Source organism: Alcanivorax limicola (assembly GCF_019931215.1).
Classification (GTDB): domain Bacteria; phylum Pseudomonadota; class Gammaproteobacteria; order Pseudomonadales; family Alcanivoracaceae; genus Isoalcanivorax; species Isoalcanivorax limicola.
The window spans coordinates 695,876-721,410 of sequence record NZ_JAIOUB010000002.1 but is presented as its reverse complement, the minus strand read 5'-3'; the positions used below and the strand labels follow the sequence as shown (position 1 = coordinate 721,410).

Below are 25,535 nucleotides of genomic sequence, written 5' to 3'. Positions count from 1 at the left end.
CTCCCCCATATCTGCGACAAGCCTTACAGCAAGGAGCTTTCCTGCATGGAACAGTATCGTGGCACTACCATTGTTTCCGTCCGCCGCGGCAATGACGTCGTGATTGGTGGTGACGGCCAGGTGAGCCTGGGCAACACCGTCATGAAGGGCAACGCCCGCAAGGTGCGCCGACTGCACCACAACAAGGTGATCGCCGGTTTTGCCGGCGGCACCGCCGACGCCTTCACCCTGTTCGAACGTTTCGAAGCGCAACTGGACAAACATCAGGGCCAGCTGGTGCGCGCCGCCGTCGAGTTGGCGAAAGACTGGCGCACCGATCGCGCCCTGCGACGCCTGGAAGCCCTGCTGGCCGTCGCCGACAAAGACAACTCGCTGATCATCACCGGTAACGGCGATGTCATCGAACCGGAGAACAACCTGATTGCGATCGGTTCCGGCGGCCCGTTTGCCCAGTCCGCCGCCACCGCCCTGCTGGAGAATACCGACCTCTCCGCCCGAGAGATTGTGGCCAGAAGCCTCACCATTGCCGGTGATATCTGCATCTACACCAACCACAATCACACTTTCGAAGAATTATCCTGGTAAACCATCATGTCTGCTTTGACTCCCCGTGAAATCGTAAGCGAACTCAATCGTCACATCGTGGGTCAGGACCCGGCCAAGCGCGCCGTCGCCCTGGCACTGCGCAATCGCTGGCGGCGCATGCAACTGCCGCTGGAGCTGCGCAACGAGGTGGCACCGAAAAATATTCTGATGATCGGCCCCACCGGCGTCGGCAAGACCGAGATTGCCCGGCGTCTGGCGCGCATCGCCGACGCGCCGTTCATCAAGATCGAAGCCACCAAATTTACCGAGGTCGGCTACGTCGGCCGCGACGTGGAATCCATCATCCGCGACCTGATGGAAATGGCCATCAAGCTGTTGCGCGAAAAAGCAATGCAGCGCCAACAGGGCAAGGCGGAAGATGCCGCCGAAGACCGGCTGCTGGATGCGCTACTGCCTCCGGCGCGCGGCAGCGATCAGCCCACCGATAACACCACGCGCCAGCTGTTCCGCAAAAAATTGCGCGAAGGCGAGCTGGATGACCGGGAAATCGAGATTGAGGTTTCTGCCCAACCCATGGGCGTGGAAATCATGGCGCCCCCGGGCATGGAAGAGATGACCAGCCAGCTGCAACAGATGTTTTCCCGCATGGGCGGCAACAAGCGCAAGACACGCAAGCTGAAAGTCAGTGAAGCGCGCCGCCTGATACGCGATGAGGAAGCAGCGCGCCTGATCAATGAAGAAGAGCTCAAGGCCCAGGCGGTTGATCTGGTGGAAAACAACGGCATCGTGTTTCTGGATGAAATCGACAAGGTCGCCCGGCGCGGCGATGCTGGCGGCACCGACGTCAGCCGCGAAGGTGTGCAGCGAGATCTGCTGCCGCTGATCGAAGGCAGCACTGTGAGCACCAAATACGGCATGGTGCGCACCGATCATATCCTGTTCATCGCTTCCGGCGCCTTCCACCTCAGCAAGCCTTCGGATCTGATTCCGGAGTTGCAAGGCCGCCTGCCCATCCGTGTTGAGCTGAGCGCACTGACAGTGCGGGATTTCGAATGCATTCTGACCGAGCCGAACGCCTCACTGACTGAACAGTACCGGGCGCTACTCGCCACCGAAGGGCTGAAGATCGAATTCACCCCGGAATGCATCCACCGGATTGCGGAAGTCGCCTGGCAGGTCAACGAGCGGGTCGAAAACATTGGTGCCCGCCGCTTGCACACCGTGCTGGAAAAACTGCTGGAAGAAATCAGCTACGACGCTGACGACCTGGCCACCCAGTACCACGACAAGCCGCTGGTGATTGATGCCGAAGCGGTGGACCGTTACCTGGGCGAGCTGGCCGGCGACGACGATCTCAGTCGTTACATTCTCTAGCGGCTCTGCTGGAGCAGGGATGATGAAAGCCGGTGACCGACTCGGAGACGCGCTGGAGCGCTTTTTTGCACTGCGGCAACACAGTGACGACACGCGTTTCCAGTCGCGTCTGACAACGCTGCAGGCCTGGCAGATTGCCCGCCTGCGCCGCTCCCACCATGACCTGCTGGCCCAACCCACCACCGAACCCGGCGCAGAGTTCCTGTTTTCCGAGGTCTACGGCGGCCGCGACCTGCGCCCCGTGGCCAGGGAAGTGCGCCGCGCTCTGCCCAAAGCCCTGAAACTTCTGCCCGACCGGGTCATGGCCACCTCGGCCAGCGCGCTGGAAGCGGCCATCATTACGCAGGAACTGGATGAGCAGCTCACCGACCTGCTGGGGAGCGAACTGGACCGCCCGCCGGTGATGCTGACGGCGGACCTGTATGCCGCCGCCTACCGCGACCAGCAGCAGGAAGCCGCCCGCGAACGGCAGCTGCAACTGGTGTCCGAGCTCGGTCATCACATTGACCGCTATGTGCGCAGCCGTATGATTCAGACCACTTTCCGCCTGGTGCGACGTCCGGCCCATGCAGCCGGCTTCAGCAGCCTGTATGATTTCCTCGACCGGGGCTTCGGCGCCATGCGCCCCCTGCCCAGTGTGGACACGCTACTGACCACCCTGGCGACCCGGGAACGCGATATCATGCAGCGTTTGCTTTCGGGCCACCCGGCCCCCTTCGGGTAAACGCCCCGGCACCAGACAGATCTCAGCATCAGCGGAGCACCACGATTATGGCGGAAGACAAAAGCACTCACTTCGGCTATCAGGAAGTGCCCTGGCAGGAAAAGGCCAGCAAGGTTGCCGGCGTATTCCGTTCGGTCGCACCCAAGTACGACCTGATGAACGACCTTATGTCCATGGGCATCCACCGTGCCTGGAAGCGTTTTACCCTGGAGCTGGCGGGCGTGCGCCCCGGCCACCGGGTGCTGGATCTGGCCGGCGGCACCGGCGACCTGGCCATCAAGTTCTCGCGCATCGTCGGTGACCAGGGTGAAGTGGTGCTGGCGGATATCAACGATGCCATGCTCGGGGTCGGCCGGGACCGTCTGTTCGATGCCGGTTGCGCCCACAACACCCGCGTCGCGCAGGTCAACGCAGAAGCGCTGCCGTTTGCCGACAACAGCTTCAACTGCATCACCATTGCCTTTGGCCTGCGCAATGTCACCGACAAGGAAAAAGCCCTGAAGTCCATGCTGCGGGTGCTCAAGCCCGGCGGCCGCCTGCTGGTGCTGGAGTTTTCCAAACCGGTGCATGAGCCACTGGCCAAGCTGTATGACTTCTATTCGTTCTCGGTGCTGCCACGGCTCGGCAAGGCTGTCGCCAACGACGCCGAAAGCTACCAGTACCTGGCCGAATCCATTCGCATGCACCCGGACCAGCAGACCCTCAAGGCAATGATGACCGACGCCGGCTTCAGCCGCTGCGACTACTTCAACATGACCGGCGGCATTGTCGCCCTGCATCGCGGATTCAAGCTATGACGCTGGAACACCAGTCACAGCCGCCGGGCTTGCTGGAGACCCTGCTGCTGGCCAGTATCGAGCGCGGCGTCAACAGCGCCCTGCGCCACGACCCGGCCAGTCAACAGCGGCTGGCCGAGCATAGCGGCCGCCTGATCTCGGTCAGCCTGCGCGTGCCCGCCCGGGAGGTCTTCATCCTGATCGTGGAAGATGGCGTCGAGTGTTATCACAGCAGCGAAGCGGAAGCTGATGTTTCGCTGTGCGGCGGCCCCCTGGATCTGGCCGCAGAATTTCTCGGCTGGGACACAGCGCCCGGCGTCATTGCCGGCCCGGTCAGTGTGCGCGGTGATCGCGAACTGTTGCAGGCGCTCACCGCCATCGCCCGCGACCTGGACGTGGACTGGGGCGCCCTGTTCGCGCCACTGCTGGGCAACGAACTCGCGCAACAGGTAGATCACGGTGCCCGGCGCTTTTTCCACTGGGCCCGGGAAGGTCTCGACCGGCTGGCCCGCCAGGGCAGTGACTACCTGTCCCGGGAGAGCGGCCTGATGCCCTCGCGCACGGAGCTGCGCGAGTTCGGCCACGATGTCACCGAATTACAGATGGCCACCGAACGTCTGGAAGCCCGAATTCAACGCCTTCGGGCCCAGCAAGAGCCCCGGCAATGACCTTGCTCCCGACCCTGCCCGTTGGCCGTATCCTGTTCGTCATCCACATCGCCTGCCGCTATCGGCTGGCCAGCCTGCTGCCCGCCCATGGGCTGCGCCCGCTGGCGGTGTTGCTGCAGTACCTGGTGCCTTCCAGCTGGTTCGCCCCTCGCGGTCTCAGCGAGGGTGAGCGGCTGCAACAGGCGCTGGATCAACTCGGCCCGATCTTCATCAAGTTCGGCCAGTTGCTGGCCACACGCCGGGATCTGTTGCCACCGGAATGGACCGACGCGCTGGCCCGGCTACAGGATCAGGTCGCGCCCTTCCCGGTCGCCCAGGCACGCGCGCGTATCGAGCAGGAACTGGGGCAGCCCATCGAGGCCGTGTTCCGCCAGTTTGACGACACCCCGCTGGCCTCGGCCTCCATTGCCCAGGTCCACAGTGCCATCCTGCACGACGGCACCGAGGTGGTGGCCAAGATTCGCCGGCCGGGGCTGGAGCGCATCGTACAGCGCGACCTGACAGTGATGCGCTTTGGCGCCACCTGGCTGGAGCGTCTGTGGCGCGACGCCCGTTATTTCCGCCCGCGCCGTGTGGTGGATGACTATGCCGGCATTATCCGGGGCGAACTGGATCTGACCGCAGAAGCGCATAACAGCGAACTGATGCGCCGGCAGTTCCTGTTCAGTCCGCTGCTGTTCATTCCGCCGATTCACATGCAGTACACGACCGCGCGGTTGCTGGTGATGGATCGCATCCATGGCATCCCGGTGAATGAGATTGATCGCATCCGTGCCGCCGGTATCGACCCCAGGCAACTGGCCGAGCGCGGCGTCGAGATCTTCTTTGCCCAGGTGTTCCGCTACAACTTCTTCCACGCGGACATGCACCCGGGCAATATTTTCGTCAACCCGGACAAGCCCGACTCGCCGCAGTATATGGCCGTGGATTGCGCCATCGCCGGCCACCTGAGCAAGGACGATCTGGATGTGCTCGGGCGCATGGTGCTGGCAGTCATGCGCGAGGACTACACCACGCTGGTGGATGTGGTGATTCGCGCCGGCTGGACCACGGTACCGGTGGACCGGCATCGCTTCGAGCGTGCCGTGCGCAGCATCGTCGAACCCATTCGCACCATGCCACTGGACCAGCTGGAATTCGCGCCGCTGGTGATGAAGCTGTTCGACATGGCCCGCGGCTTTCATATCGAGGCGCCGGTCCAGTACATCCTGCTGATGAAGACCCTGGTACACATCGAAGGCCTGGGCCGCAGCATCTACCCGCAGCTGGACATCTGGGCCACAGGCCGGCCGCTGCTGGAAACCTGGATGATGGACAACTACGGCCCCGGTGCCACGCTGCGCAAGCTCCAGGCACGGGCGCCGGAGTGGGCCGCCAGCCTGCCGGACATGCCGGACATGCTGCGCGACGCCCTGGAGAACCTGCGCCGTCTGCCACAGCAACAGCAGCAACTGGCCGCGCGCCTGGCCGAGCAGCAGACCCATCACCGGCGCAAGCTGCTCGGCGGCATCGCGGGCCTGGGCCTGCTGGGCAGCACCCTTTTGCTCAGCGGTTTCTGGGCCGGGGCCAGCGCCGGGGCAGGCGCCCTGCTGCTGCTCGGCGCCCTGCGCCGCTGAGGCGGCGCGTCGGACGCTCGCCCCATGAATCTGCTAGACTCGACCCCATGAATCGCGGTGTCTGCGTAGGTGAATCTGCATGAATGACGTACTGAGCCAGCTGCACGACGTGCTGGAAGCGCGCAAGACCGAAGCCCCGGAAAGCTCCTACGTGGCCAGCCTGTATCACAAGGGTCTGAACAAGATTCTCGAGAAGGTGGGCGAGGAGGCGGTGGAAACCATCCTCGCCGCCCGGGATGCAGAAGTCAGCGGCAAGCTGGATGCCCTGATCAGTGAAACCGCTGATCTCTGGTTTCACAGTATGGTCATGCTGGCCGCGTTGAATGCATCCCCGGCACAGGTCATCGCAGAACTGGAGCGCCGCTTCGGGCTCTCGGGGCACGAGGAAAAGGCCTCGCGCAGCAACTGAGAACATACGACGTTTTTTAACTTTTGCGTTTTTAGTGTGGAGAGTCACTCATGTTATCCGGCATCAGTCTCTGGCAACTGCTGATTGTTCTGGCAATCGTTGTAGTACTGTTTGGCACCAAGAAGCTGCGCAATATCGGCGGCGACCTTGGCGGCGCAGTAAAAGGCTTCAAACAAGCGGTCAAGGAAGGCGAGGAAGACGGTAGCAAGCAGATCAAGGCGCGCCATGACGACGACAAGGGCACGACCCTCGACGAGCATGGCGAACCGGTCAAAGACAAAGACCACCAGTCCTGATTCTCAGGCACTGATCCTCAGACAGGAGCCGCCCCTTGTTGGATATCAGTTTTGCTGAACTGGCGCTGATCTTTGTCATCGCCCTGGTGATACTGGGACCCGAACGTTTGCCCAAGGCCGCGCGCACCGTGGGGCAATGGGTGGGCCGTGCCCGGGGGGCATTCACGCATCTCAAGAATGAACTCGAACGCGAAGCCATCAACATGGACATGCGCGAGAAGTTCAAGGAACAGCTCAAGGAGATGGGGCTGGAGGATGAGAGCCTGAAGCTGGATCAGGACATGATGCCGCCGGAGGTGGATGCGGCACCGCAGCACAACACCCGGCGGCCGGTGCAAGAAACGCTGGGCACCGGCAAAGAGACGGAAAGTAACGAGACGGAAAGCACGCCGACACGAAAGATCTCCGAGCGTCCCTCTGCAGATAACGATCCCTCATGAGACAACCGCCCCACTCTGAAGAACTGCCGCAGACCCTGATCAGCCATTTGCTGGAGCTGCGCAACCGCCTGCTGAAAAGCATGGCCGCCATCATGGTCATTTTTCTCGGGCTGTTCTATTTTTCGCGAGACCTCTACACGCTGGTCGCGAAGCCGCTGATTGATGCCCTGCCGGAAGGCGCCTCAATGATCGCCACCGATGTGGCCGCCCCCTTTATTGTGCCGTTCAAGTTGACGCTGTACCTGAGCATCTTTGTTGCCATGCCGGTGATACTGCATCAGGCCTGGGCATTTATCGCGCCGGGGCTCTATCGCCATGAAAAGCGCATCGCCATGCCATTGCTGGTCAGCAGCGTGCTGCTGTTCTATCTCGGCGCAGCGTTCGCGTATTTCGTGGTCTTTCCGCTGATCTTCGCTTTCTTTACCGCCATCGCACCGGAGGGTGTCGCGGTGGCCACCGACATCAGCCGCTACCTCGACTTTGTGATGAAGCTGTTTCTGGCATTCGGCTTCGCCTTCGAGCTGCCCATCGCCATTGTGCTGATGGTCTGGACGGGCGTCACCACTGTCGAAAAGCTCAAGACCAAACGGCCTTATATCATTGTCGGCTGCTTTGTCGCGGGCATGTTGCTGACGCCACCGGATATTCTGTCGCAGACATTGCTGGCCATTCCGATGTGGGTGCTATTCGAACTCGGCCTGGTGGCCGCCCGCTGGGTCAAGCCGCGTGAGGCAACCGACGAAGCGGACGCAGAACAGGAAGACGCCGGGTCAGCGCGCTGATCCGGCGCAGTCGCTCGCCATGAAATCCACCAGCCGTTCCTGCACCGACGGGTCACGCGTGCTGATGATGTGCCCACCCCGCAACGCCTGAAATGTTTTCGGTTCCTGCGCCGCCTCAAACAAGGTCTCGCCGTGATGGAAGGGAATAATCTGATCATCATGACTGTGCAATAACAGGATCGGCTTGGGCGCCAGCGCAGCAATATGATCCCGGGCATCCCAGTCCGTTGAAATGGTCGGCGCCACAACAAAACTGAATGGCCACAGCACCCAGCTGCCCCGCATGATCTCCTGCACGATATCCCTGAAGCCGGTGAAGCCCGCCTCCATGATGACGCAGTCATAGCTGCCCTGGTTTGCCTCCCGGGCCAGCACGTTGGGGGCCATGCTCGCGCCGAGACTCTGGCCAAACACAATCAGGGGGCCCTCCACACGCCCGGAAGCCTGCAACCAGTCCAGCCCCAGCTGAATATCATCGAACACGGCTGGCAGCCTGGCCTTGCCCTCCGACATCCCGTACTCACGATAATCCAGCAGAAACACCTGATACCCCTGGGCGGGTAACCAGGCCACATTCATCAGATGTGTGCTGATGTTCTGGGCATTGCCATGCAGAAAATAGACCGTCCCGCGCACGTCCTCACCCTGGGCTGGCAACCACCAGCCGTGAAGTCGCAAGCCGTCCGGATGCAGCAGGATCACGTCTTCGTAATCCAGATCCTGACGGGCGGGGTTCTGCACCCAATCGCTCATCGGATAGAAGAAGATGCCCGTGCAGGCACCCAGCTGTGCGGTTAGCACGAGCAACAATGTCAGTCGTAGAAATAGCGCCATGAGACCCGGAACTCCGTATCTGCGTCACCGCGCACCGCCAGCCGCTCCAGATCGAGGCGCAGCGCATTATTACGTGTCAGCGGCAGATTCGCCGTGACACTGGCCCGATGCCGGTACTCGTCATTGTTCAGGTAATAGCCACTCCCCTGGACACCCAGCGTCGCGCCTCTTCCTGCATGCCAGAGCAGCCCGCCACTGGCGCCGGCAGCGCCGGTGACAAAGGGATCATAAGCACTGTTATTCTCGGCGCGGAAGGTCGCAAACACAAAAGGTGTCAGCCTCCCCCACTGCCAGCTGAGCCCCGGCCCGCCCTCAACGAAATGCGAGCGGCCGTAGCGACGATCATCCTCATCGCCCGCCTGCACGCGCTCAATGCCCGCATGTACGAACCAGGAGACCGGCCGCACAAAGGTACTGCGCGGCGCCAGAGAACGGATATTGACCAGGTCGAAACGCTCAAGCTTCAGCGCCGCCGATTCCGTGCTGCGCAAACGCACATTGATGCCTTCTATCTGTGCGCCGCGCAAGAATCCGGTGCTGTTATCGAACAGGTCGTGATAGGTATAACGCAGCTGCACCTCACCGAATTCATGACCTTCACGCTGCCCGTATGCGGCAGCGATCATCTTGGTCGCATGCCCCTCCTCCGGGGGTTCAGGTTCGGACAGCGGCACGGCCTCTGCCACCACTTGCCCGGAAAGGCGGTTCACCAGGCGCAGCATTGCCAGACTGTTGCGCGCCACTTGCGCATCACGCTCCCGCGTGCGATTGCGGAAACGCAGAAATTCATAGGCGGTTTGCGCCATCAGGCGTTGTTGCTCAACGGGGTGACTCAGGAACTCGTCTTCGTCGGCCAGGGACGGATCAGCGGCCAGGCGTCGCGCCAGCCGCCGGGCTGCAGGGCTCAGTTGCGACGCCAGGTGATCCAGCTCCGCCGCCTTGGAAGGCCGGTAGACACGTTTCTCGATCAGCCCCGCATCCTGAAGTGCGCGCACCGTATTCACCGGCACTTCCGCAAACCGGTAATCATCCAGCAAGCGGCTGCCCGGGCGCGCCACCTCGATCAGTTCCAGCAGACGAAATGAACAGTTCTCATCAAAAAAATAGTAGTCGAAGCGGATGTCGCGCAGCTCCCAGAGGTGCTCCACCAGCCAGCGGCGCTCTTCATCATCCAGGGAAAGGGTGTACTCCCACATGTCCCGGTTCTCGAGGTGGGCGTAGTCCTGAATCTTTGTCAGATAGGGCACAATCGAAAAGTAACCGGGATAGCCGCCAGCCAGCCCGCGATAAATATAGAAAATCGAGTTGTCACTGCTGTCTACCTGGGCCCCGAAATTGACGGCCTGGGACAACCAGACACCGTCCTCCTCTTCGCCATCAATGCGCAGGAGCGTGTGCCCGAACATGGACGACGGGCTGTTGAGATAGGCAGCAGGAAAAATCAGCACTACCGGGCCATCAGGTATCTGCTCTCGCCAGCTGAGGTACTCCTCGCAATGCGCGAAGGGCGCACTGTCTTGCCAACCAAACTGTTCGGCGATAAAGCGATAACGCGCCGGGTAAGCGCAACGTGCCTGGCTGTCGGCCTCCGCCAGCGCGGCAATGCTGGCCTCAAGTTCCGCCGCCGGATCATCTCGACCATCGGGCGACAGAAAGAAACTCTCGTCGGTGACATAGCTGCGCCCCCGACCACGCAGCGTCGCGCCACGATTGATGTGCATCAAGGCCTGCCAGCGTGGTGATTCGGCCAGCTCGGCGACTGGAACCGAGGCATATGACGCCGACGAAAGAAGACAGAGAGAACAAAGCAGCCCGCTCAGCGGGGCCATCAGAAGAGAGCGCATAAGTATCCGGAAAAATAAAATGCCCTGCCGGATACGGCAGGGCATAGACTGAATCAGTCAGCGTTACATCATCTCAGGCCATGGCCTCAGGCGGTGTATTTTACCAGCTGCTGATCAGCTTTCATGATGGCCTGGATGCTGGCCAGCACTTCTTCGGCGGTAACGCTCTCATGCGGGAAAATCGCAGAGAAATTCTGGTGCAGAACGCTGTTGAAATGCCCGCGGTCATCAGAAGACACGCCCATGGAAACGGACAGTGCGGTCAGGGCTTCGCCCTCACCCATGGCGATGTCGTGCGCCACTTCTTCCAGCACGCCATTCATGGCCAGCAGGCTGCTGCCGCTGTAAGCCAGTGCGCCACTGGTGTCACAGCCGTTAGTGCCACTGGTCATGCCGAAAGTCGCGTTACCGGAGGTGCCGTTAACGAGCGTTGCCAGCAGATGAATCGGCAGGCCGCTCTGACCTTCAAACAGCATGTTGCCCCAACCACAGCCCGGGCCACCCGGTGCGTTGGCGGATGCAGTCATGGACGCGCCCAGCAGGGCAGTTGCCAGTACGATTTTTTTCATTTGAACTCCTCCGATTAACATTATATGTCCCTTGGCGCCCGTCACCGGTTGGTGCAGCGCTGCCTTCATCATAGAGAAGTCGGCGGCCAGCGCAACAGTCCATTAATCAGGAGAGGAAGAAGGTCACAGGCCCGTCATTGACAAGAGCCACCTGCATGTCGGCACCGAAAATACCGGCGGCTACCGGTACGCCTTGCGACGACAGGCTGACGAGAAAATGCTCGTACAGCTGCCGGGCCCGCTCCGGCTCAGCGCCGCCAGTGAAACCGGGCCGCAGGCCACGGGAGGTATCCGCAGCCAGGGTAAACTGGGACACCACCAGCAGACTGCCCCCGGCCTGGGCCACATTCAGGTTCATACGCCCCTGGTCATCGGCAAACACCCGGTAGCCCAGCACCCGCGCTGCCTGCCGCCGCACGACCATCTCATCATCGTCCCGGCAGACCCCGGCGAAGACCAGCAAGCCGCGCTCGATCTGCCCGACCACCTCCCCCGCCACGGTCACACTGGCCTGGGAGACCCGCTGAATCAGCACGTTCAAGACGATGCCCTCCCGGACTCGCGCGCGAAGTCAGCCACCGCCCGCACCAGCGCCGACTCAAGCGACGGCTCTGTGGCCGAATGACCGGCATCCGGCACCACAGTGAGCAGGCTGCCCGGCCAGGCCTTGTGCAGCGTCCAGGCCTGCTCCGCCGGACAAACCATATCGTAGCGGCCGTGCACCAGCCGTGCCGGGACGCCCGCCAGTGCCGGCATACCGGCCAGCACACCACCCGCCGGCATGAAGCCGTTTGCCATAAAGTAGTGGGTTTCGATGCGCGCCAGCGCCAGAGCCCGCTCACGGAAGGCCGTCATGACTCCCGGGGACGGCAGCAGGGTCGCGCAGGCCGCTTCCCACTCTGCCCAACGCAACGCCAGCTCCCCGTCCGGATCGTCCGCCATCAACCGGGCATGGTACGCCGCCGTGAGATTGCCACGTTCTGCCACCGGGATGGGCGCATTGAAGCGCGCCCAGGCCTCCGGAAAAACACGGCTCGCCCCTTCGTGGTAAAGCCAGTCCAGATCCTGCCGGCGACACAGAAAGACGCCGCGCAGCACCATGCCGGACACCCGTTGTGGAAACTGCTGGCCATAACAAAGCGACAGGGTGACGCCCCAGGAACCGCCAAACAGTAACCAGCGCTCCACACCCAGCACTGTTCTGATCCGCTCCATGTCGGCGACCAGATCCGCGGTGGTATTGGCCTGCAAGCCGCCCAGCGGGGTCGACCTGCCCGCGCCCCGCTGATCAAACAGAATGATGCGCCAGTGCGCCGGATCGAAGTAGCGCCGCATCCGCGGTGAACAGCCGCCGCCCGGCCCGCCATGAACCAGCAGCACGGGGGCCCCCTCGGGGTTGCCGGACTGTTCCACATAGATACGGTGGCCCGCACCCACATCGAGGTGGCGCTGGTCCCAGGGTTGTATCTCGGGATAAAGTGATTCCCGGACGGGAACCGAATTGTCAGGATTCATGAATGAAGCATACGCGATTTGCCGCCGTGCTGCTGTGTGCGCTGGTACTGACAGCCTGCAGCAAGACACCACCGGAGGAGGCCATCGAGGCCGCCATACACGAGATGGCGGATGCCGTCACTGAACGCCGGGGCGCCGTGATCAGCGCCCGGCTGGCCGAGGACTTCGTGCTGGAACAATACGGCGGGCAAAGCACCATGGACCGGCGCGATACCCAACGAATGATGGCCGGTCTGCTGTTGCGCTATCAGGACATCCGGGTAGTAATTACCAACGTCTCGGTAACACTGGACCCGGTTCGCGACGATCAGGCCGAGGCCACCTTCAATGCCCTGGTGACCGGTGGCCACGGCGGTTTATTGCCCGCCCGGGGGCAGCTGTTCAGAATGAGCACTGACTGGCAACACGATGGCAGTGACTGGCAGGTGGTCCGTGCCAGCGCCCGCCGGGCGCTGGAATAGCTCGGCGAGCGGCTTGTCGGTCAGGCGTCAATCGTCAACACCGGCCAATTCATCCATGCCCAGCTCCTTGATCTTGCGCGTCAAGGTATTGCGCCCCCACCCCAGCAACGATGCCGCATCGCGGCGACGGCCGCCGGTATGGTTGAGCGCCACTTCAATCATCGCCCGTTCGAATACCGGCACCGCGCTGTCCAGAATGCCGCGCTCGCCGCCAGACAGGGCACGCTCCGCCCACTGGCGCAGGGATTTTTCCCAACTGCCGCCGATTTCCGGCCGCACGTCCTGCTGGTTCAGCTCCATGGGCAGGTCGTCCACCAGCACTTCCCTGCCTGATGCCATCACGGTCAGCCATCGGCAGGTGTTTTCCAGCTGCCGCACATTGCCAGGCCAGGGCAGCCCGGCCAGATAGCGCTCGGTATCGGCATGCAGGGTTTTTGCCTCGACTTCCAGCTCACGCGCAGCACGTTGCAGGAAGTAACGCGCCAGGCGCGGGATATCTTCGCGGCGCTCACTCAGGCGCGGGATATGAATGCGGATCACGTTGAGGCGGTGGAACAGATCCTCACGAAAGTCGCCGTCTTTCACCAGTTTTTCAAGATCCTGGTGGGTCGCGGCAATAATGCGCACATCCACCTTGATCGGCGTCGTGCCGCCCACGCGATAAAATTCGTTTTCCTGCAGCACCCGCAGCAGCCGGGTCTGTGCCTCGATCGGCATATCGCCGATCTCATCCAGAAACAGCGTGCCGCCATTGGACTGTTCGAAGCGGCCAATACGCTGGGCATTGGCACCGGTAAAGGCGCCTTTCTCGTGCCCGAACAATTCTGATTCGATCAGGTCCCGGGGGATGGCCGCCATGTTCAGCGCCACAAACGGCTTCTCGCCACGCACCGAGTGGCGATGCAGTGCGTGGGCAACCAGTTCCTTGCCGGTACCGGACTGCCCATTGATCAATACTGTGACATTGGAATGGGAGAGCCGCCCGATGGCGCGAAACACTTCCTGCATCGCCGGGGCTTCGCCAATAATTTCCGCCGGCGGTTCACTGGGCTGCTCCACCGGACCGCCGCGCGCCTCGGCGCGGTGACGGACCGCACGCTTCACCAGCGCCACCGCCTCATCCACATCAAACGGCTTGGGCAGGTATTCGAATGCTCCGCCCTGATAGGAGGCCACCGCCGAATCCAGATCCGAGTGCGCCGTCATGATAATCACGGGCAGATCCGGGTGCTTGCGCTGCAATACCTTCAACATGCGCAAGCCATCCGTGCCCGGCATACGCACATCGGAAATCAACACATCCGGCTCTTCCGTGCCACTTTCCAGCGCGTTCAGCGCTTCGTCCGCATCCTCGTAGGCAACGACGTTAAAACCTTCCTGCCCCAGGGCCTTGTCCAGCACCCACCGGATCGAACGATCGTCATCTATGACCCAAACTTTTGCCGTCATGGTGTATTACTCTCGTGTGATTCCGCATTGCCTTGCACGCGTCATTCCGGCCTGTGTCCACTGGCCAGCACGCGCGCGCCGACCTCATCCATCTCTGCCTGCGCTTCCATCGGCAGCACCAGACTGAATACCGTTTTGCCGACAGCGCTCTCACATTCGATCAGCCCGCTGTGCTGGTTGATGATCGACTGTGCGATCGACAACCCCAGACCGGAGCCATTGGCCCGACCACTGACCATCGGATAGAACAACGTCTCCCTTAACTCCTCTGCAATACCCGGGCCGTTATCTTCGATGTCCACCTTCAGAACCATGCGGTGGCGCACAGTTCCGATAGTGTATTGCCGCAACACCCGCGTTCTGAGGATCACCCGGGCATCTTCGATGCGTGCTTCGGTCAGCGCCTGTACCGCATTGCGCACCAGATTCAGCACCACCTGCACCATCTGGTCCCGGTCAGCCGGAATTTCCGGCAGGCTGGTGTCGTAGTCACGCCGTACCGCCACCCCCTCGGGGTGCTCGGCAAGCACCAGCTGGCGCACATGCTCCAGGCATTCATGGATATTCAACGACCGGAAATACGGCAACCGCCGTGGCCCCAGCATACGGTCCGCCAGCGAGCGCAGCCGGTCCGCCTCGTCAATAATGACCCGGGTATATTCGGCCAGATCAGGATCAGGCAGCGCGCGCTCCAGAAGCTGCGCAGCACCGCGAATGCCCCCCAACGGATTCTTCAACTCGTGAGCCACACCACGCACCAGCGCCCGCGTCGCCTGGTGCGCGTGCACCAGTGCTTCTTCTCGCCCGATGCGCAACATGCGATCCAGCGGCTGCAACTCCACCAGCAAACTGACAGGCTGCCCCGGATCACTGAGCTGGACCATGGAGTAATCGGCGACGATCTCCTGGCCCGGCGCAATCGCCAGCTTTGCTTCACGGCGGGTAAAGGGATGCCCCTCGTCAATGCACCGATGCAGTGCAGCACTGGAGTCTTCATCATCAAAAAAGCAGTCTGGCAGGCGCTGGCCCACCGACCGCTGCGCACTGGCAAAGAGCAGAATCTCTGCCGCAGGGTTCAGATAGCGAATGCGCAGGTCCGCATCCACCATCATTACCGCCGTGGTCAGGTGATCCAGCAGCCGCTTGTGCACAGAGCTGTCGGGATATCTGGTTTTCGCCATAGCAGGGCCAAAGCAAGTTTCAGGCCATCACAACAGCGCTGCCATGGCCTCGCATTACGGCGCTTTCACGCCCGAATAGCATTTCGGGCCGGGCGCCCCCGTCTCAAGAGCCCAGATAATGCACCATAACGGGGCATGCATGCATCAATCCTTACCACCCCCCTCTTTTTTCGCCCCCGGACGCAGCAGCACGCTGGGCCGATGCACGAAAACAGTCACCGAGTCTGACCGTTTCAACGTCTGCCCCTCCGGGCCCACCACCTGCACCATCAATCGATGCTCACCGCGATCAGGCCAATCCAGCGCCATCGTCTCCTGTGGCACGCCGTTGAGCAGCAGTTGCACCCGATGCCCCGGCTGCAGCCCCGGCTCAATGCGGTAGGAGACCGGCACGGGCTCCGTCGGATGACGTATCGTGGCCTCGTGCTCAGGGGAGCTGATCTCAAGCAGGGTGTACTCCGCCACCGCAGCCGCATCCGGCACGCCTTGCGGCCGCGTCGCCGGTTGTGCTGACGGCGCCCTGGGCCGGGCCGGCATGACATTCACGGGCTCCGGCGGCGCCCTGCGTTCAAGCACTTCGCTGCCATCCGCAGGCGGCCTGTCACTGAAAACCGGCGAGCCATCCGCAGCCCGGCTGCGATACAGCGACCGCTCCGTGGCGTCGTCATCAGCCGCCCAGGCCGGTGCGCTCCAGACCGCCATGGACATCGCCATCAGGATGCCGCTCGCCATGACCCCCGATGCCACCACCCGGGGCACTATCGCTGCCCGCCACTGGCTGGCCACGCTCTGTTTCCTGTCCATATGCGTCTCCCGTCAATGAAGCACGCCTTCATTGTGGCAGATTTGCCGGGCGAAACCGCAGCAACAAAAAAGCCCCCTTGAAAGGGGGCTTTTCGTCCAGCCAGTGCTCAGATAAACCGAGCGCTTAGCAAGAGTAGTACATGTCGAACTCGACCGGATGCGGGGTCATGTTCAGACGCTCGACTTCGTCACGCTTGAGCGCGATGTAGCCGTCCAGCGCATCCTTGGTGAACACGCCGCCTTCCAGCAGGAAGTCGTGATCCGCTTCCAGCGCGTCCAGTGCCATGGTCAGTGTATGCGCCACAGTCGGGACGCCCTTGGCTTCTTCCGGCGGCAGGTCGTACAGATCCTTGTCCATGGCATCGCCAGGGTGGATCTTGTTCTTGATGCCGTCCAGGCCAGCCATCAGCAGCGTAGCGAAGCACAGGTACGGGTTGGAAGCCGGGTCAGGGAAGCGAGTCTCGATACGACGCGCTTTCGGGCTGTTGACCCATGGAATCCGGATGGAAGCTGAACGGTTGCGGGCGGAGTAAGCCAGCATGACCGGTGCTTCGAAGCCGGGCACCAGACGCTTGTAGGAGTTGGTGGAACCGTTGGTCAGCGCGTTGATGGCACGAGCGTGTTTGATGATGCCGCCGATGTAGAACAGCGCCATTTCAGACAGGCCGCCGTACAGGTCGCCGGCAAACAGGTTCTTGCCGTCTTTGCTCAGGGACTGGTGCACGTGCATACCTGAACCGTTGTCGCCGATCAGCGGCTTCGGCATAAAGGTCGCGGTTTTGCCATAGGCGTGTGCAACGTTGTGTACGCAGTACTTGAGGATCTGTACTTCGTCCGCCTTCTTGGTCAGGGTGTTGGCGCCAACGCCGATTTCACACTGGCCCGCGGTGCCCACTTCGTGGTGATGCACTTCAATCACCAGACCCATCTGCTCCATGGCAGCACACATGGCAGCACGCAGGTCGTGCAGGCTGTCCACCGGCGGCACCGGGAAGTAGCCGCCCTTGACGCCCGGACGGTGACCGATGTTGTTACGCTCGAAGTCGTCAGCAGACACCCAGGCGGCTTCTTCGGAGTAGATTTCGTACATGGCGCCCTGCATGTCGGACTTCCATTTTACGGAATCAAACACGAAGAATTCCGGCTCCGGACCGAACAGTGCGGTGTCCGCAATGCCGGTGGATTTCAGGTATTCCTCTGCACGCATGGCGATGGAACGCGGATCACGCTCGTAACCCTGCATGGTGGTCGGCTCGACGATGGTGCAACGCAGGTTCAGCGTTGACACGTCGGTGAACGGATCAATCACCGCTGTTTCGTCGTCCGGCAGCAAGATCATGTCGGATTCGTTGATGCCTTTCCAGCCAGCAATGGAGGAGCCATCAAACATCTTGCCTTCAGCGAAGAAATCATCGTTGATCTCGCTGGAAGGGATGGACACGTGCTGTTCTTTACCGCGGCTGTCGGTAAAGCGCATATCCACCCACTTGACGTCGTTCTCTTTAATCAGTTTGAGAGTCTTTGCAGACATGTTGAAGCGTCCTCCTGGAACAGCATTGAATATGGTAGTCGGCCCGTTGAGTGTGCACCGGACCGGGTCTTGCCCGCTAATAGAGCAAAATACGTGCCACGTTCGGCCAGCCTGATAGATCAGGGAGATAGCTGGCTCCGCGTATGGCGATCAGCACCTGTCAGCACTGTACGCGCACCATATTGGTGCGGACATTGCTGATTTGCACTACTTTGGTGCTAAAGGCTTCGCACGACCTGTAATCGTACAAAGATGATGCTTTCCCTGATCCCGGTCTCAAGCACCCCGGTTTCGAGTACCCCGGTCTCAAGCACAGTGTGCCCGTTGATCCGGCACCAGGCAGGCACATCATTGAGCACTCCGGGATCAGTGGCAAGCACTTCCAGCAAATCACCATCATCCAGCTCGCGAACCCGGTTCTGGGTCCGGATCACCGGCAGCGGGCAAAGCAGCCGCCGGGCGTCCAGTTGATGCCACTCCGTCGTGGCCGCCGTGGCCGCCGCCTGTTCCTGCTGTGCGCTCATGGATACCCGTTTCATAAATACCAGTGCTCCGGCACCTGCTCAGCGGTGAAGGGTTTGACCAGCAGTTCCTCCGCCACGCCATCCGGCTGTCGCCACACCACGCGCACCTGCTCCGCATCACGCCCTTGAGAGAAACGCGCCACGATAGCCGCCGCGAACTCCGCTTCCGCGCGGTCCGCCAGATCACCATCCACCAGCGTCAACGGCCCGCCGTGGCTGATCGTCTCCAGACTGCTGAATTGATAACGATAGCCCTGCAGGAATTGCCCCTCGCCTTCTTCGCGACTGATGATCAGCTTCAGATGCGGCCGCGGCCGCAGGTGCCGGCCCACCTTCAACAACATGATGTCGTCCAGCGCGTAATCCCGGCGCCCCCGGGCCTGCCAGAGATCACCCAGCTTGCGCGAATAGGCCTCGTCCGTCAGAAAGCAGCACCCCCCTGCCGGCTGAGCAAACTCTTCCAGCCCCAGCGCTTTCGCCAGGGCAATCTGGGGCTTGCGGTTGCGACCGCCGAAGCCATACAGCTTGCTGCGATCTACCCAGCCTTCTCGCTCGGGCAGGGTTTCATCGAGATTCCGGGCAGACAGGGGGCGCAGCAGCCGGTCTTCGGCGCCGGACTCCCGGGCAATCACCGGCATGCTCCATTTGCGCTGGGACTTGGGGCGCTGGCCCACCACCTCGCCGGTGATGATGAAATCGAATCCCTGGCCCTCGCCCGCTCTGTCGTTGGCCAGGCTGCGCGCCTTGTCCAGCATCAGGCTGGCCTGGCTGACCATGAATATCTTGCAGTCGAGGCAGGGGTTCATATGCGCGCCGTAGCCGTAACGCGGCTTGAGCACCACATCCTTGTACTCTTCGGAAATATCGATGATGTGCAGACGGATGCCCAACTGCTCCGCCACCCACAGCGCATTATTGCGCTTGGGCTTCTTGCGGTCGCGAATCGCGTGGGTGTGTCCCTCGACACAGAAACCGGTGAAGAAGTTGACGCCCTCTACCTCGATTCCCTGGTCCTGGATGACCTTTACCGCCAGCATGGAATCCAGCCCACCGGAAATCAGCGCCAGCGCCCGCCGTGGCCGTTGCTGCAGATTTTTACTTGTCTCGAGGATAGTCTCTGGCATAACGAAGGGCCCCGGAGATCAAGATCCCGCCGGGACTGTATCAAGTGAAGAATGGGTGAAGAAGGATAACAGAGAAAGCGGCCCGGGGCCTGCCCTCAGGCTGACACCGGCAGAATGTCCGAAGCGAAGTGCTGCTGGCAGTAGCTGATACGTTTGCTCGGGGTTTCAGTCTCCCCTGCGGCCGCCAGCGCCTCCATATGCCGCTCAACCACTGCACAGCGGCTGCCCAGGCCAGCATCATTGGCAATCTGGATATTCAGGCCCGGCCGCGCATTCAGCTCCAGCATCAGCGGCCCCTTGTCCTTGTCCAGCACCAGATCCACGCCCAGATAGCCCAGCCCGGTGAGCTCGTAACAGCCTGCGGCAATCTCCATGAAGCCGTTCCAGTCCGGCAGCTGTACGCCGGCCACCCGGTTGGCCGTATCCGGGTGGCGCTGGATAACCTGGTTATGCCAAGTGCCTTCCAGTGTTATCCCGGTGGCCAGGTCCACCCCCACACCAATAGCGCCCTGGTGCAGGTTGGCCTTGCCCTGCGACTGACGCGTGGGCAGGCGCAACATCGCCATCACCGGGTAACCGCACAGCACGATGATGCGAATATCCGGCACCCCTTCGTAACTGATCGCCCCGAATACGGAATCCGGTGTGACCCGATATTCCACCATGGCCCGGTCGCGGTGACCGCCCAGCGAATACATGCCGGAGAGGGTATTGGAAAGATGGTGCTTGATGTCGTCTTCCGTCAGCAGCCGCCCGCCCGCCGTGCGATAGAAATGATCGAACCGGTCGGTGATCACCAGAATACCGTCACCCCCGGCCCCCTGGGATGGCTTGATGACAAAGTCATGGTATTGGTCCAGCGAGCGCAGGAAGGCGTTGATGCCGTGCTCGCTCTCCACCGAGGCATACAGATCGGGCACCTGGATACCGGCACGAATGGCCCGCTCCTTGGTCAGCAGCTTGTCATCCACCAGCGGGTACAGGTGACGGCGGTTGTAGCGCAACACGTAATCGCCATTGCGCTCGTTGATGCCCATCACCCCGCGTCGACGCAATGCCAGCCAGCGACCCAGCATGATCAGCGCTCCTGCTTCTTCGCCAGCGCGCGGAAGCGCACCAGCTCAGTGAGGCGGTAACCACGGTAATGCCCCATCATCAGCATGATGCCGACAAATACCAGCAGAATGCCCGGGAAGGTGAAGCACAGATACGAAAGATGCGGCTGCGTCATCAGCAGGTGGCCGAACGTGGCCGCCACCAGCGTGCCCACCGCCGCCTTGAGCGCATCCGACGCACCGCGCTCTTCCCACATGATCGATAACCGCTCGATCACCATGGTGAGAATCACCATGGGGAACAACGCCACAGCCAGACCTCGCTCGACGCCCAGCTTGTGGCCCAGCAGACTGATCACCGCCATCAGGATCACCACAAAGGTCAGCACCACCGACAAGCGCGATAGGAGCTGCAATCGCAAGTGCTCGAGATAGGAGCGCAGCGACAGACCGATGGCCGTGATCACGGTGAACATGATGATGCCCCAGATCACCTCGGTTTCCCGGAAGGCCAGCGCCACCAGCACCGGCGTAAAGGTACCCAGCGTGTGCATGCCCACCAGGTTGCGCAACATCAGAATCAGCAACACCCCGATCGGGATCATGATCATGGTGCGATAGACTTCCTGCGTGGCTACCGGCAGGTCATAAAGAGAAAAGCTCAACAGCGTGCTGCGGCGCACCGGTTCGGACGTCTGCGCCAACTGAATCGCACTGACTTCCGTGCTGGTCACACTGAAGGTCACCCGGGCGTTCTGCCCACCCTCCACATCAACGACCGGCGCCACGCCAGACCACCAGACCACGCGGTCCTCTGGCAAGCCCCGATCACCCGTGACCGGGTTGAAATATATCCAGCGCTCTCCGTTATAGGTGCGCAGCCACACTTCCGGGCTCTGATTCTGACTGGGTAGCAAACGGATGGTCTGCACCTGCTCCGCTGGTATGTGCGCTACGGAAAGCAGCATCTCCACCACACGGGTGCGATTGCTGACGGATTCGTTACCCGCCAACAGCAGCCGCACATTGTCATCACTCAGATTGTTGACCCGGCGCACTGCCTCACTGATGAAGGTTTCCACATCGGCGGAGTGCTGCCGAATCGGCGCAAGCAGTGACTCCGCCGCAATGCGCTCTGGCTCGGCCAGCGGGGGGCGTGGCCTGAACTGCGGCCCGGTTTCGGCGACAGCCTTCTCGGCAAAGCGCTGGGACAGCGTCTTGCGGTAATACAGCGTCTGCTCGCCCTGCGCCCGGCGCGAGGACCAGACTACCTGCCGATTGGTGCCGGCGCGGCTGACATTGAAGCCGTAGTTCTGGGAAATAAAACTTTCATTGAGCACCAGGAATCGCTCACTGGGCGGCGGCACGAACAACTGCACCTTCACCGGCGAATTCCCGCTGGCGCGATAACTGACACGCGCGTCGATGACCCAGACCGGGTCGGTCTCACTCTCGCTCAGCGGGATGTTGAGCACCGCGACCTGATATACCGTGCTGGCGACGCCAGCCCCGATCATCACCAGCGCCAACAGCAGGGCATGCAGCTTCACACCACGCATTCATGCCCTCCCGCGAAACCCTCGACCGTCCCCGACGCAGTGATCATCAATCCTCTTCCCCTTCATCTTCCATCCCCAGCGTCACGCTGCACAGAGGCTGCCCGGCGCTGAATTCCTGGTCCGGATCAATCAGGGAGCGCATATCCCGCAGGCCCTCGGAACCGATCAACAGCGGATAACTGAAATTGCGGCGGTCCGTGAGATTGACCCGCATCGGCACCTGACGCTCGCCGATACACACCATCAGCCGTACTACCGGGCGACGCGTGTAGGTGCGCTGGGTTTCCTCGTCGATATCCGCCAGGCGGCGACGAATGCGCACCGTAGTATCCAGCGGCAGCTCCATTTCATCTTTATCGGCACCGTCTATGCCCAGACGGAAGGACACCCAGTCTTCGCCATCGCGCTCGAACATATTGATGTCATAGGCGCTGAGCGAGGCACTGACAGCCCCGGTATCGAGCTTCGCCTCCACCGACACCTCCAGCGCCTCGATGCGCGCATGCTCGTGGAGCCCGAAAATCACCTTGTGGTTGCTGGCCTGATAGTCGTCGGCCTCGTCAGCGACTGCCGACCCGCCCCCCGCCAGCACCGCCATGACCAGAAATGCTGTCAATATGGACAGTGCTCTCGCTGTGAGCTGTGCCGAAAAAGTCGTCATCGTCTGTATGGCCATAAAACAACCCCTGCCTTGCCTGCGTTCATATTCTGAGCCCCTGAGGTGCTGCCATGACCGCGAAACGCGCAGTACGCCCGGCCTCAGGGCTTCGACCCTGCCATTCGCAAACGGTTGCACCGCGTCGCTGCGACGTACACAAGTGGTGAGGGTGCCAGATTCTAGAGCATGACGGGCCGGAAATAACCGCCCGGAAGTAAAAGAGTCTTATATCTTACTGCCTTCACGCACACTCTACCCGTGTCGTTGGACCGCCGACCCTGCTATACTCCGCGCCCCAAAAGCTCTGTCGGTGCATTATCCGTGATCGAACGCCTGCGTAATATCGCCATCATCGCCCATGTAGACCATGGCAAGACCACTCTCGTGGACAAGCTGCTGCAGCAGTCCGGCACTCTGGGCGACCGCGCTGGCGCCGTCGAGCGGATCATGGATTCCAACGACATCGAGAAAGAGCGAGGCATCACCATTCTCGCCAAGAACACAGCGCTGCGGTGGAATGACTACCGCATCAACATCGTGGACACCCCCGGCCACGCCGACTTCGGCGGCGAAGTCGAGCGCGTGATGTCGATGGTGGATTCGGTGCTGCTGCTGGTGGACGCCGTAGACGGCCCCATGCCACAGACCCGCTTCGTGACCCAGAAAGCCTTCGAGCAGGGCCTCAAGCCCATCGTGGTCATCAACAAGATCGACCGCCCCGGCGCCCGCCCTGACTGGGTCATGGACCAGGTCTTCGATCTGTTCGACCGCCTCGGCGCGACTGACGAGCAGCTCGACTTCCCGGTGGTCTATACCTCCGCCCTGAACGGCATTGCCGGTCTGGATGCCGACGATATGGCCGACGACATGACGCCGCTGTTCCAGACCATCGTCGACAAGGTTGCCCATCCCGACGTGGACATGGACGGCCCGTTCCAGATGCAGATCTCCTCACTGGACTACAACAGCTATGTCGGCGTGATCGGCATTGGCCGGATCAAGCGCGGCCGCATCAAGAGCAACACCCCGGTCAAGGTGATCAACATTGAGGGCAAGGTGCGCAACGGCCGCGTCCTGACCATCATGGGCCACCACGGCCTGGAGCGCGTCGAAGTCCCGGACGCCTCTGCCGGCGACATCGTCTGCATCACCGGCCTCGACCCGCTGGATATCTCCGATACCCTGTGTGACCCGAACAACGTCGAAGCCCTGAAGCCCCTGACCGTCGACGAACCCACTGTAAGCATGTTCTTCCACGTGAACACCTCACCGTTCGCGGGCCAGGACGGCAAATACGTCACCTCACGCAACATCCGTGAGCGCCTGCACGAAGAGCTGCGTCATAACGTGGCCCTGCGCGTCGAAGACACCGGCAGCCCGGACCGCTTCCGCGTTTCCGGCCGTGGCGAACTGCACTTGTCCGTACTGATCGAAAACATGCGCCGCGAAGGCTTCGAGCTGGCCGTAGGCCGCCCGGAAGTGATCGTGAAAGAAGAAGACGGCGTCAAGAAAGAGCCCTACGAACAGCTGATCCTCGACGTGGAAGAACAGCACCAGGGCGCCATCATGGAACAGATGGGCCTGCGCCGCGGCGATATGCAGAACATGACCCCGGACGGCAAGGGCCGCGTGCGCCTGGAATACATCGCGCCTTCACGAGGCCTGATCGGCTTCCGTTCCATGTTCATGACCCTGACCTCCGGCACCGGTATCTTCAACTCCATATTTTCCCACTATGGTGATTTCAAGACCGGCCAGCTGGCAGAGCGTAACAACGGCGTGCTGATCTCCAACGTCAGCGGCAAGGTGCTGGGCTTCTCCCTGTTCAACCTGCAGGAACGCGGCCGCATGTTCATCGAACCGAACGTGGACGTGTATGAAGGGCAGCTGATCGGCATTCACTCCCGTGACAACGATCTGGTGGTCAACCCGACCAAGGGCAAACAGCTCACCAACATGCGCGCCTCCGGCACCGACGAGAACATCGTCCTGACCCCGCCGATCCGCTTCTCACTGGAACAGGCCATCGACTTCATTGACGAAGATGAGCTGGTGGAAGTCACGCCGCAGTTCATTCGCCTGCGCAAGAAGCTGCTGACCGAATCGGATCGCAAGCGCGCCAGCCGCTAAGGCAGGCCTGCCGCACCACAAGGGCTACGCTCGGGTTTCAGGACCCGGTGTAAGCCCAGACAACAACGCCCCGGATTCGGGGCGTTGTTGTTTGTGGGGTGTGCTGCACACCCAATGCGTCCTCCAAGGTGCACCCATCTGTCATCGTGAGAATTCCACCATCGGGGTAACCCAGGGCCAACAATGGTCATGGCGACATCTTTGTGCTATCCATATCGCCAGTGTTATTGAAATGGGAAAAGAAGAAGGCGCTGTTATTGGGGAAGCAAAGTAGGTGCGCGCCGCAACCCATTGACAGGGAAGCAATATTTTCAATATACAAATCTACATACTGTGATAGGCCGCGCGCGTCGTTATTCAATATAGGCGCCGGCGTCCTAATACCTGTTAAGCGAAATGACAAAACACACACTTGATTGTAGATCGTGCGGAGAATCCATAGAGGGTGAGCTCTACCACTTGGGGTTTGGCGACATAGATGCTATCTACTGCGATTCATGTCCGAACGTTATTCTGCTGAAGGACCGTGAATTCTTTGCAAGGATTGGGATTAAATTTCCATACCTTCAACCAGGAGACAAGGGGTGGGAATATTACAACAGGCACCTTCTTCCATACTATGAGGCGGCAGAGACGCATTTTCCGGCCTGCGCTTGTGGAGGTCGG

At 61.3% G+C, this 25,535-nt stretch carries 26 protein-coding genes; 12 read left to right on the top strand and 14 right to left on the bottom strand.

Features of this window, described 5'->3' with window-relative positions; translation table 11 throughout:
- The first annotated feature begins 45 nt into the window (after positions 1–45).
- The 10 genes from hslV (at position 46) to tatC (ending at position 7,631) form a co-directional block, all read left to right on the top strand.
- Complete coding sequence (hslV, locus tag K8B33_RS09290; protein ID WP_223425799.1) at positions 46–585, top strand: ATP-dependent protease subunit HslV; 540 nt, start codon at positions 46–48, stop codon at positions 583–585.
- A gap of 6 nt (positions 586–591) precedes the next feature.
- Complete coding sequence (hslU, locus tag K8B33_RS09285) at positions 592–1,920, top strand: ATP-dependent protease ATPase subunit HslU (RefSeq protein WP_223425798.1); 1,329 nt, start codon at positions 592–594, stop codon at positions 1,918–1,920.
- 22 nt (positions 1,921–1,942) lie between these two features.
- A complete protein-coding gene (locus tag K8B33_RS09280) occupies positions 1,943–2,644 on the top strand; it encodes an FFLEELY motif protein (RefSeq protein ID WP_223425797.1) in 702 nt (233 codons plus the stop codon).
- Positions 2,645–2,691: 47 nt separating this feature from the next.
- Positions 2,692–3,441: a bifunctional demethylmenaquinone methyltransferase/2-methoxy-6-polyprenyl-1,4-benzoquinol methylase UbiE gene (gene ubiE, locus K8B33_RS09275; protein ID WP_223425796.1), complete on the top strand. Its 750-nt coding sequence runs from the start codon at positions 2,692–2,694 to the stop codon at positions 3,439–3,441.
- Positions 3,438–4,088, top strand: coding sequence for a ubiquinone biosynthesis accessory factor UbiJ (locus tag K8B33_RS09270; RefSeq protein ID WP_223425795.1), 651 nt, complete (start codon positions 3,438–3,440; stop codon positions 4,086–4,088). The genes ubiE and K8B33_RS09270 overlap by 4 nt, the downstream gene beginning before the upstream one ends.
- Positions 4,085–5,704, top strand: a complete 1,620-nt coding sequence (locus K8B33_RS09265; RefSeq protein WP_223425794.1) for an AarF/UbiB family protein — start codon at positions 4,085–4,087, stop codon at positions 5,702–5,704. Before K8B33_RS09270 ends, K8B33_RS09265 begins: the two co-directional genes overlap by 4 nt.
- A gap of 79 nt (positions 5,705–5,783) precedes the next feature.
- Positions 5,784–6,113: a phosphoribosyl-ATP diphosphatase gene (locus K8B33_RS09260; RefSeq protein ID WP_223425792.1), complete on the top strand. Its 330-nt coding sequence runs from the start codon at positions 5,784–5,786 to the stop codon at positions 6,111–6,113.
- 50 nt (positions 6,114–6,163) lie between these two features.
- Positions 6,164–6,409, top strand: coding sequence for a Sec-independent protein translocase subunit TatA (gene tatA, locus K8B33_RS09255; RefSeq protein ID WP_223425789.1), 246 nt, complete (start codon positions 6,164–6,166; stop codon positions 6,407–6,409).
- 35 nt (positions 6,410–6,444) lie between these two features.
- Positions 6,445–6,849: a Sec-independent protein translocase protein TatB gene (gene tatB / locus K8B33_RS09250; RefSeq protein ID WP_223425787.1), complete on the top strand. Its 405-nt coding sequence runs from the start codon at positions 6,445–6,447 to the stop codon at positions 6,847–6,849.
- Positions 6,846–7,631, top strand: coding sequence for a twin-arginine translocase subunit TatC (gene tatC, locus K8B33_RS09245; protein ID WP_223425785.1), 786 nt, complete (start codon positions 6,846–6,848; stop codon positions 7,629–7,631). The genes tatB and tatC overlap by 4 nt, the downstream gene beginning before the upstream one ends.
- Here the strand turns inward: tatC and K8B33_RS09240 are convergent.
- The 5 genes from K8B33_RS09240 to pip form a co-directional block, all read right to left on the bottom strand.
- A complete protein-coding gene (locus K8B33_RS09240) occupies positions 7,620–8,465 on the bottom strand; it encodes an alpha/beta hydrolase (protein ID WP_223425784.1) in 846 nt (281 codons plus the stop codon). The two genes, tatC and K8B33_RS09240, sit on opposite strands and share 12 nt — an antisense overlap.
- The gene (locus K8B33_RS09235; RefSeq protein WP_449697254.1) at positions 8,444–10,294 is read right to left on the bottom strand and encodes an Lnb N-terminal periplasmic domain-containing protein; all 1,851 of its coding nucleotides are present in this window, start codon (positions 10,292–10,294) and stop codon (positions 8,444–8,446) included. The genes K8B33_RS09240 and K8B33_RS09235 overlap by 22 nt, the downstream gene beginning before the upstream one ends.
- A 101-nt stretch (positions 10,295–10,395) precedes the next feature.
- Positions 10,396–10,878, bottom strand: a complete 483-nt coding sequence (locus K8B33_RS09230; protein WP_223425782.1) for a DUF3015 domain-containing protein — start codon at positions 10,876–10,878, stop codon at positions 10,396–10,398.
- Between the two features lie 106 nt (positions 10,879–10,984).
- Positions 10,985–11,413 carry a D-aminoacyl-tRNA deacylase gene (gene dtd, locus K8B33_RS09225; RefSeq protein ID WP_317846217.1) on the bottom strand — a complete coding sequence of 143 codons (429 nt, stop codon included), beginning with the start codon at positions 11,411–11,413 and terminating at the stop codon, positions 10,985–10,987.
- 2 nt (positions 11,414–11,415) lie between these two features.
- Positions 11,416–12,393 (bottom strand): prolyl aminopeptidase, encoded by a 978-nt coding sequence (gene pip / locus K8B33_RS09220; protein ID WP_223425779.1) that lies wholly within the window; start codon positions 12,391–12,393, stop codon positions 11,416–11,418.
- A 2-nt stretch (positions 12,394–12,395) separates the two neighbouring features.
- Between pip and K8B33_RS09215 the strand changes: the two genes are divergently transcribed.
- A complete protein-coding gene (locus K8B33_RS09215; RefSeq protein WP_223425777.1) occupies positions 12,396–12,854 on the top strand; it encodes a nuclear transport factor 2 family protein in 459 nt (152 codons plus the stop codon).
- Positions 12,855–12,881: 27 nt separating this feature from the next.
- Here K8B33_RS09215 and glnG read toward each other — a convergent pair whose 3' ends face one another.
- The 9 genes from glnG to K8B33_RS09170 form a co-directional block, all read right to left on the bottom strand.
- Positions 12,882–14,303, bottom strand: coding sequence for a nitrogen regulation protein NR(I) (gene glnG / locus K8B33_RS09210; protein WP_223425776.1), 1,422 nt, complete (start codon positions 14,301–14,303; stop codon positions 12,882–12,884).
- Between the two features lie 41 nt (positions 14,304–14,344).
- Positions 14,345–15,484, bottom strand: coding sequence for a nitrogen regulation protein NR(II) (gene glnL / locus K8B33_RS09205; RefSeq protein WP_223425775.1), 1,140 nt, complete (start codon positions 15,482–15,484; stop codon positions 14,345–14,347).
- A 144-nt stretch (positions 15,485–15,628) separates the two neighbouring features.
- Entirely contained in the window at positions 15,629–16,288 is a 660-nt protein-coding gene (locus K8B33_RS09200; RefSeq protein ID WP_223425774.1) for a hypothetical protein, read from the bottom strand.
- A 124-nt stretch (positions 16,289–16,412) separates the two neighbouring features.
- Positions 16,413–17,819 (bottom strand): glutamate--ammonia ligase, encoded by a 1,407-nt coding sequence (gene glnA, locus K8B33_RS09195; RefSeq protein ID WP_223425773.1) that lies wholly within the window; start codon positions 17,817–17,819, stop codon positions 16,413–16,415.
- Positions 17,820–18,037: 218 nt separating this feature from the next.
- Positions 18,038–18,358: a sulfurtransferase TusA family protein gene (locus K8B33_RS09190; protein WP_317846214.1), complete on the bottom strand. Its 321-nt coding sequence runs from the start codon at positions 18,356–18,358 to the stop codon at positions 18,038–18,040.
- Entirely contained in the window at positions 18,355–19,467 is a 1,113-nt protein-coding gene (locus K8B33_RS09185; protein ID WP_223425772.1) for a tRNA (5-methylaminomethyl-2-thiouridylate)-methyltransferase, read from the bottom strand. The genes K8B33_RS09190 and K8B33_RS09185 overlap by 4 nt, the downstream gene beginning before the upstream one ends.
- A 95-nt stretch (positions 19,468–19,562) precedes the next feature.
- Positions 19,563–20,543 (bottom strand): alpha-L-glutamate ligase-like protein, encoded by a 981-nt coding sequence (locus K8B33_RS09180; protein ID WP_223425771.1) that lies wholly within the window; start codon positions 20,541–20,543, stop codon positions 19,563–19,565.
- A 2-nt stretch (positions 20,544–20,545) separates the two neighbouring features.
- Positions 20,546–22,081, bottom strand: a complete 1,536-nt coding sequence (locus tag K8B33_RS09175) for an inactive transglutaminase family protein (RefSeq protein WP_223425769.1) — start codon at positions 22,079–22,081, stop codon at positions 20,546–20,548.
- 46 nt (positions 22,082–22,127) lie between these two features.
- Positions 22,128–22,757, bottom strand: coding sequence for an ATP-dependent zinc protease family protein (locus K8B33_RS09170; protein WP_223425767.1), 630 nt, complete (start codon positions 22,755–22,757; stop codon positions 22,128–22,130).
- A gap of 303 nt (positions 22,758–23,060) precedes the next feature.
- Between K8B33_RS09170 and typA the strand changes: the two genes are divergently transcribed.
- Complete coding sequence (gene typA / locus K8B33_RS09165; RefSeq protein WP_223425765.1) at positions 23,061–24,869, top strand: translational GTPase TypA; 1,809 nt, start codon at positions 23,061–23,063, stop codon at positions 24,867–24,869.
- The last annotated feature ends 666 nt before the right edge of the window (positions 24,870–25,535 follow it).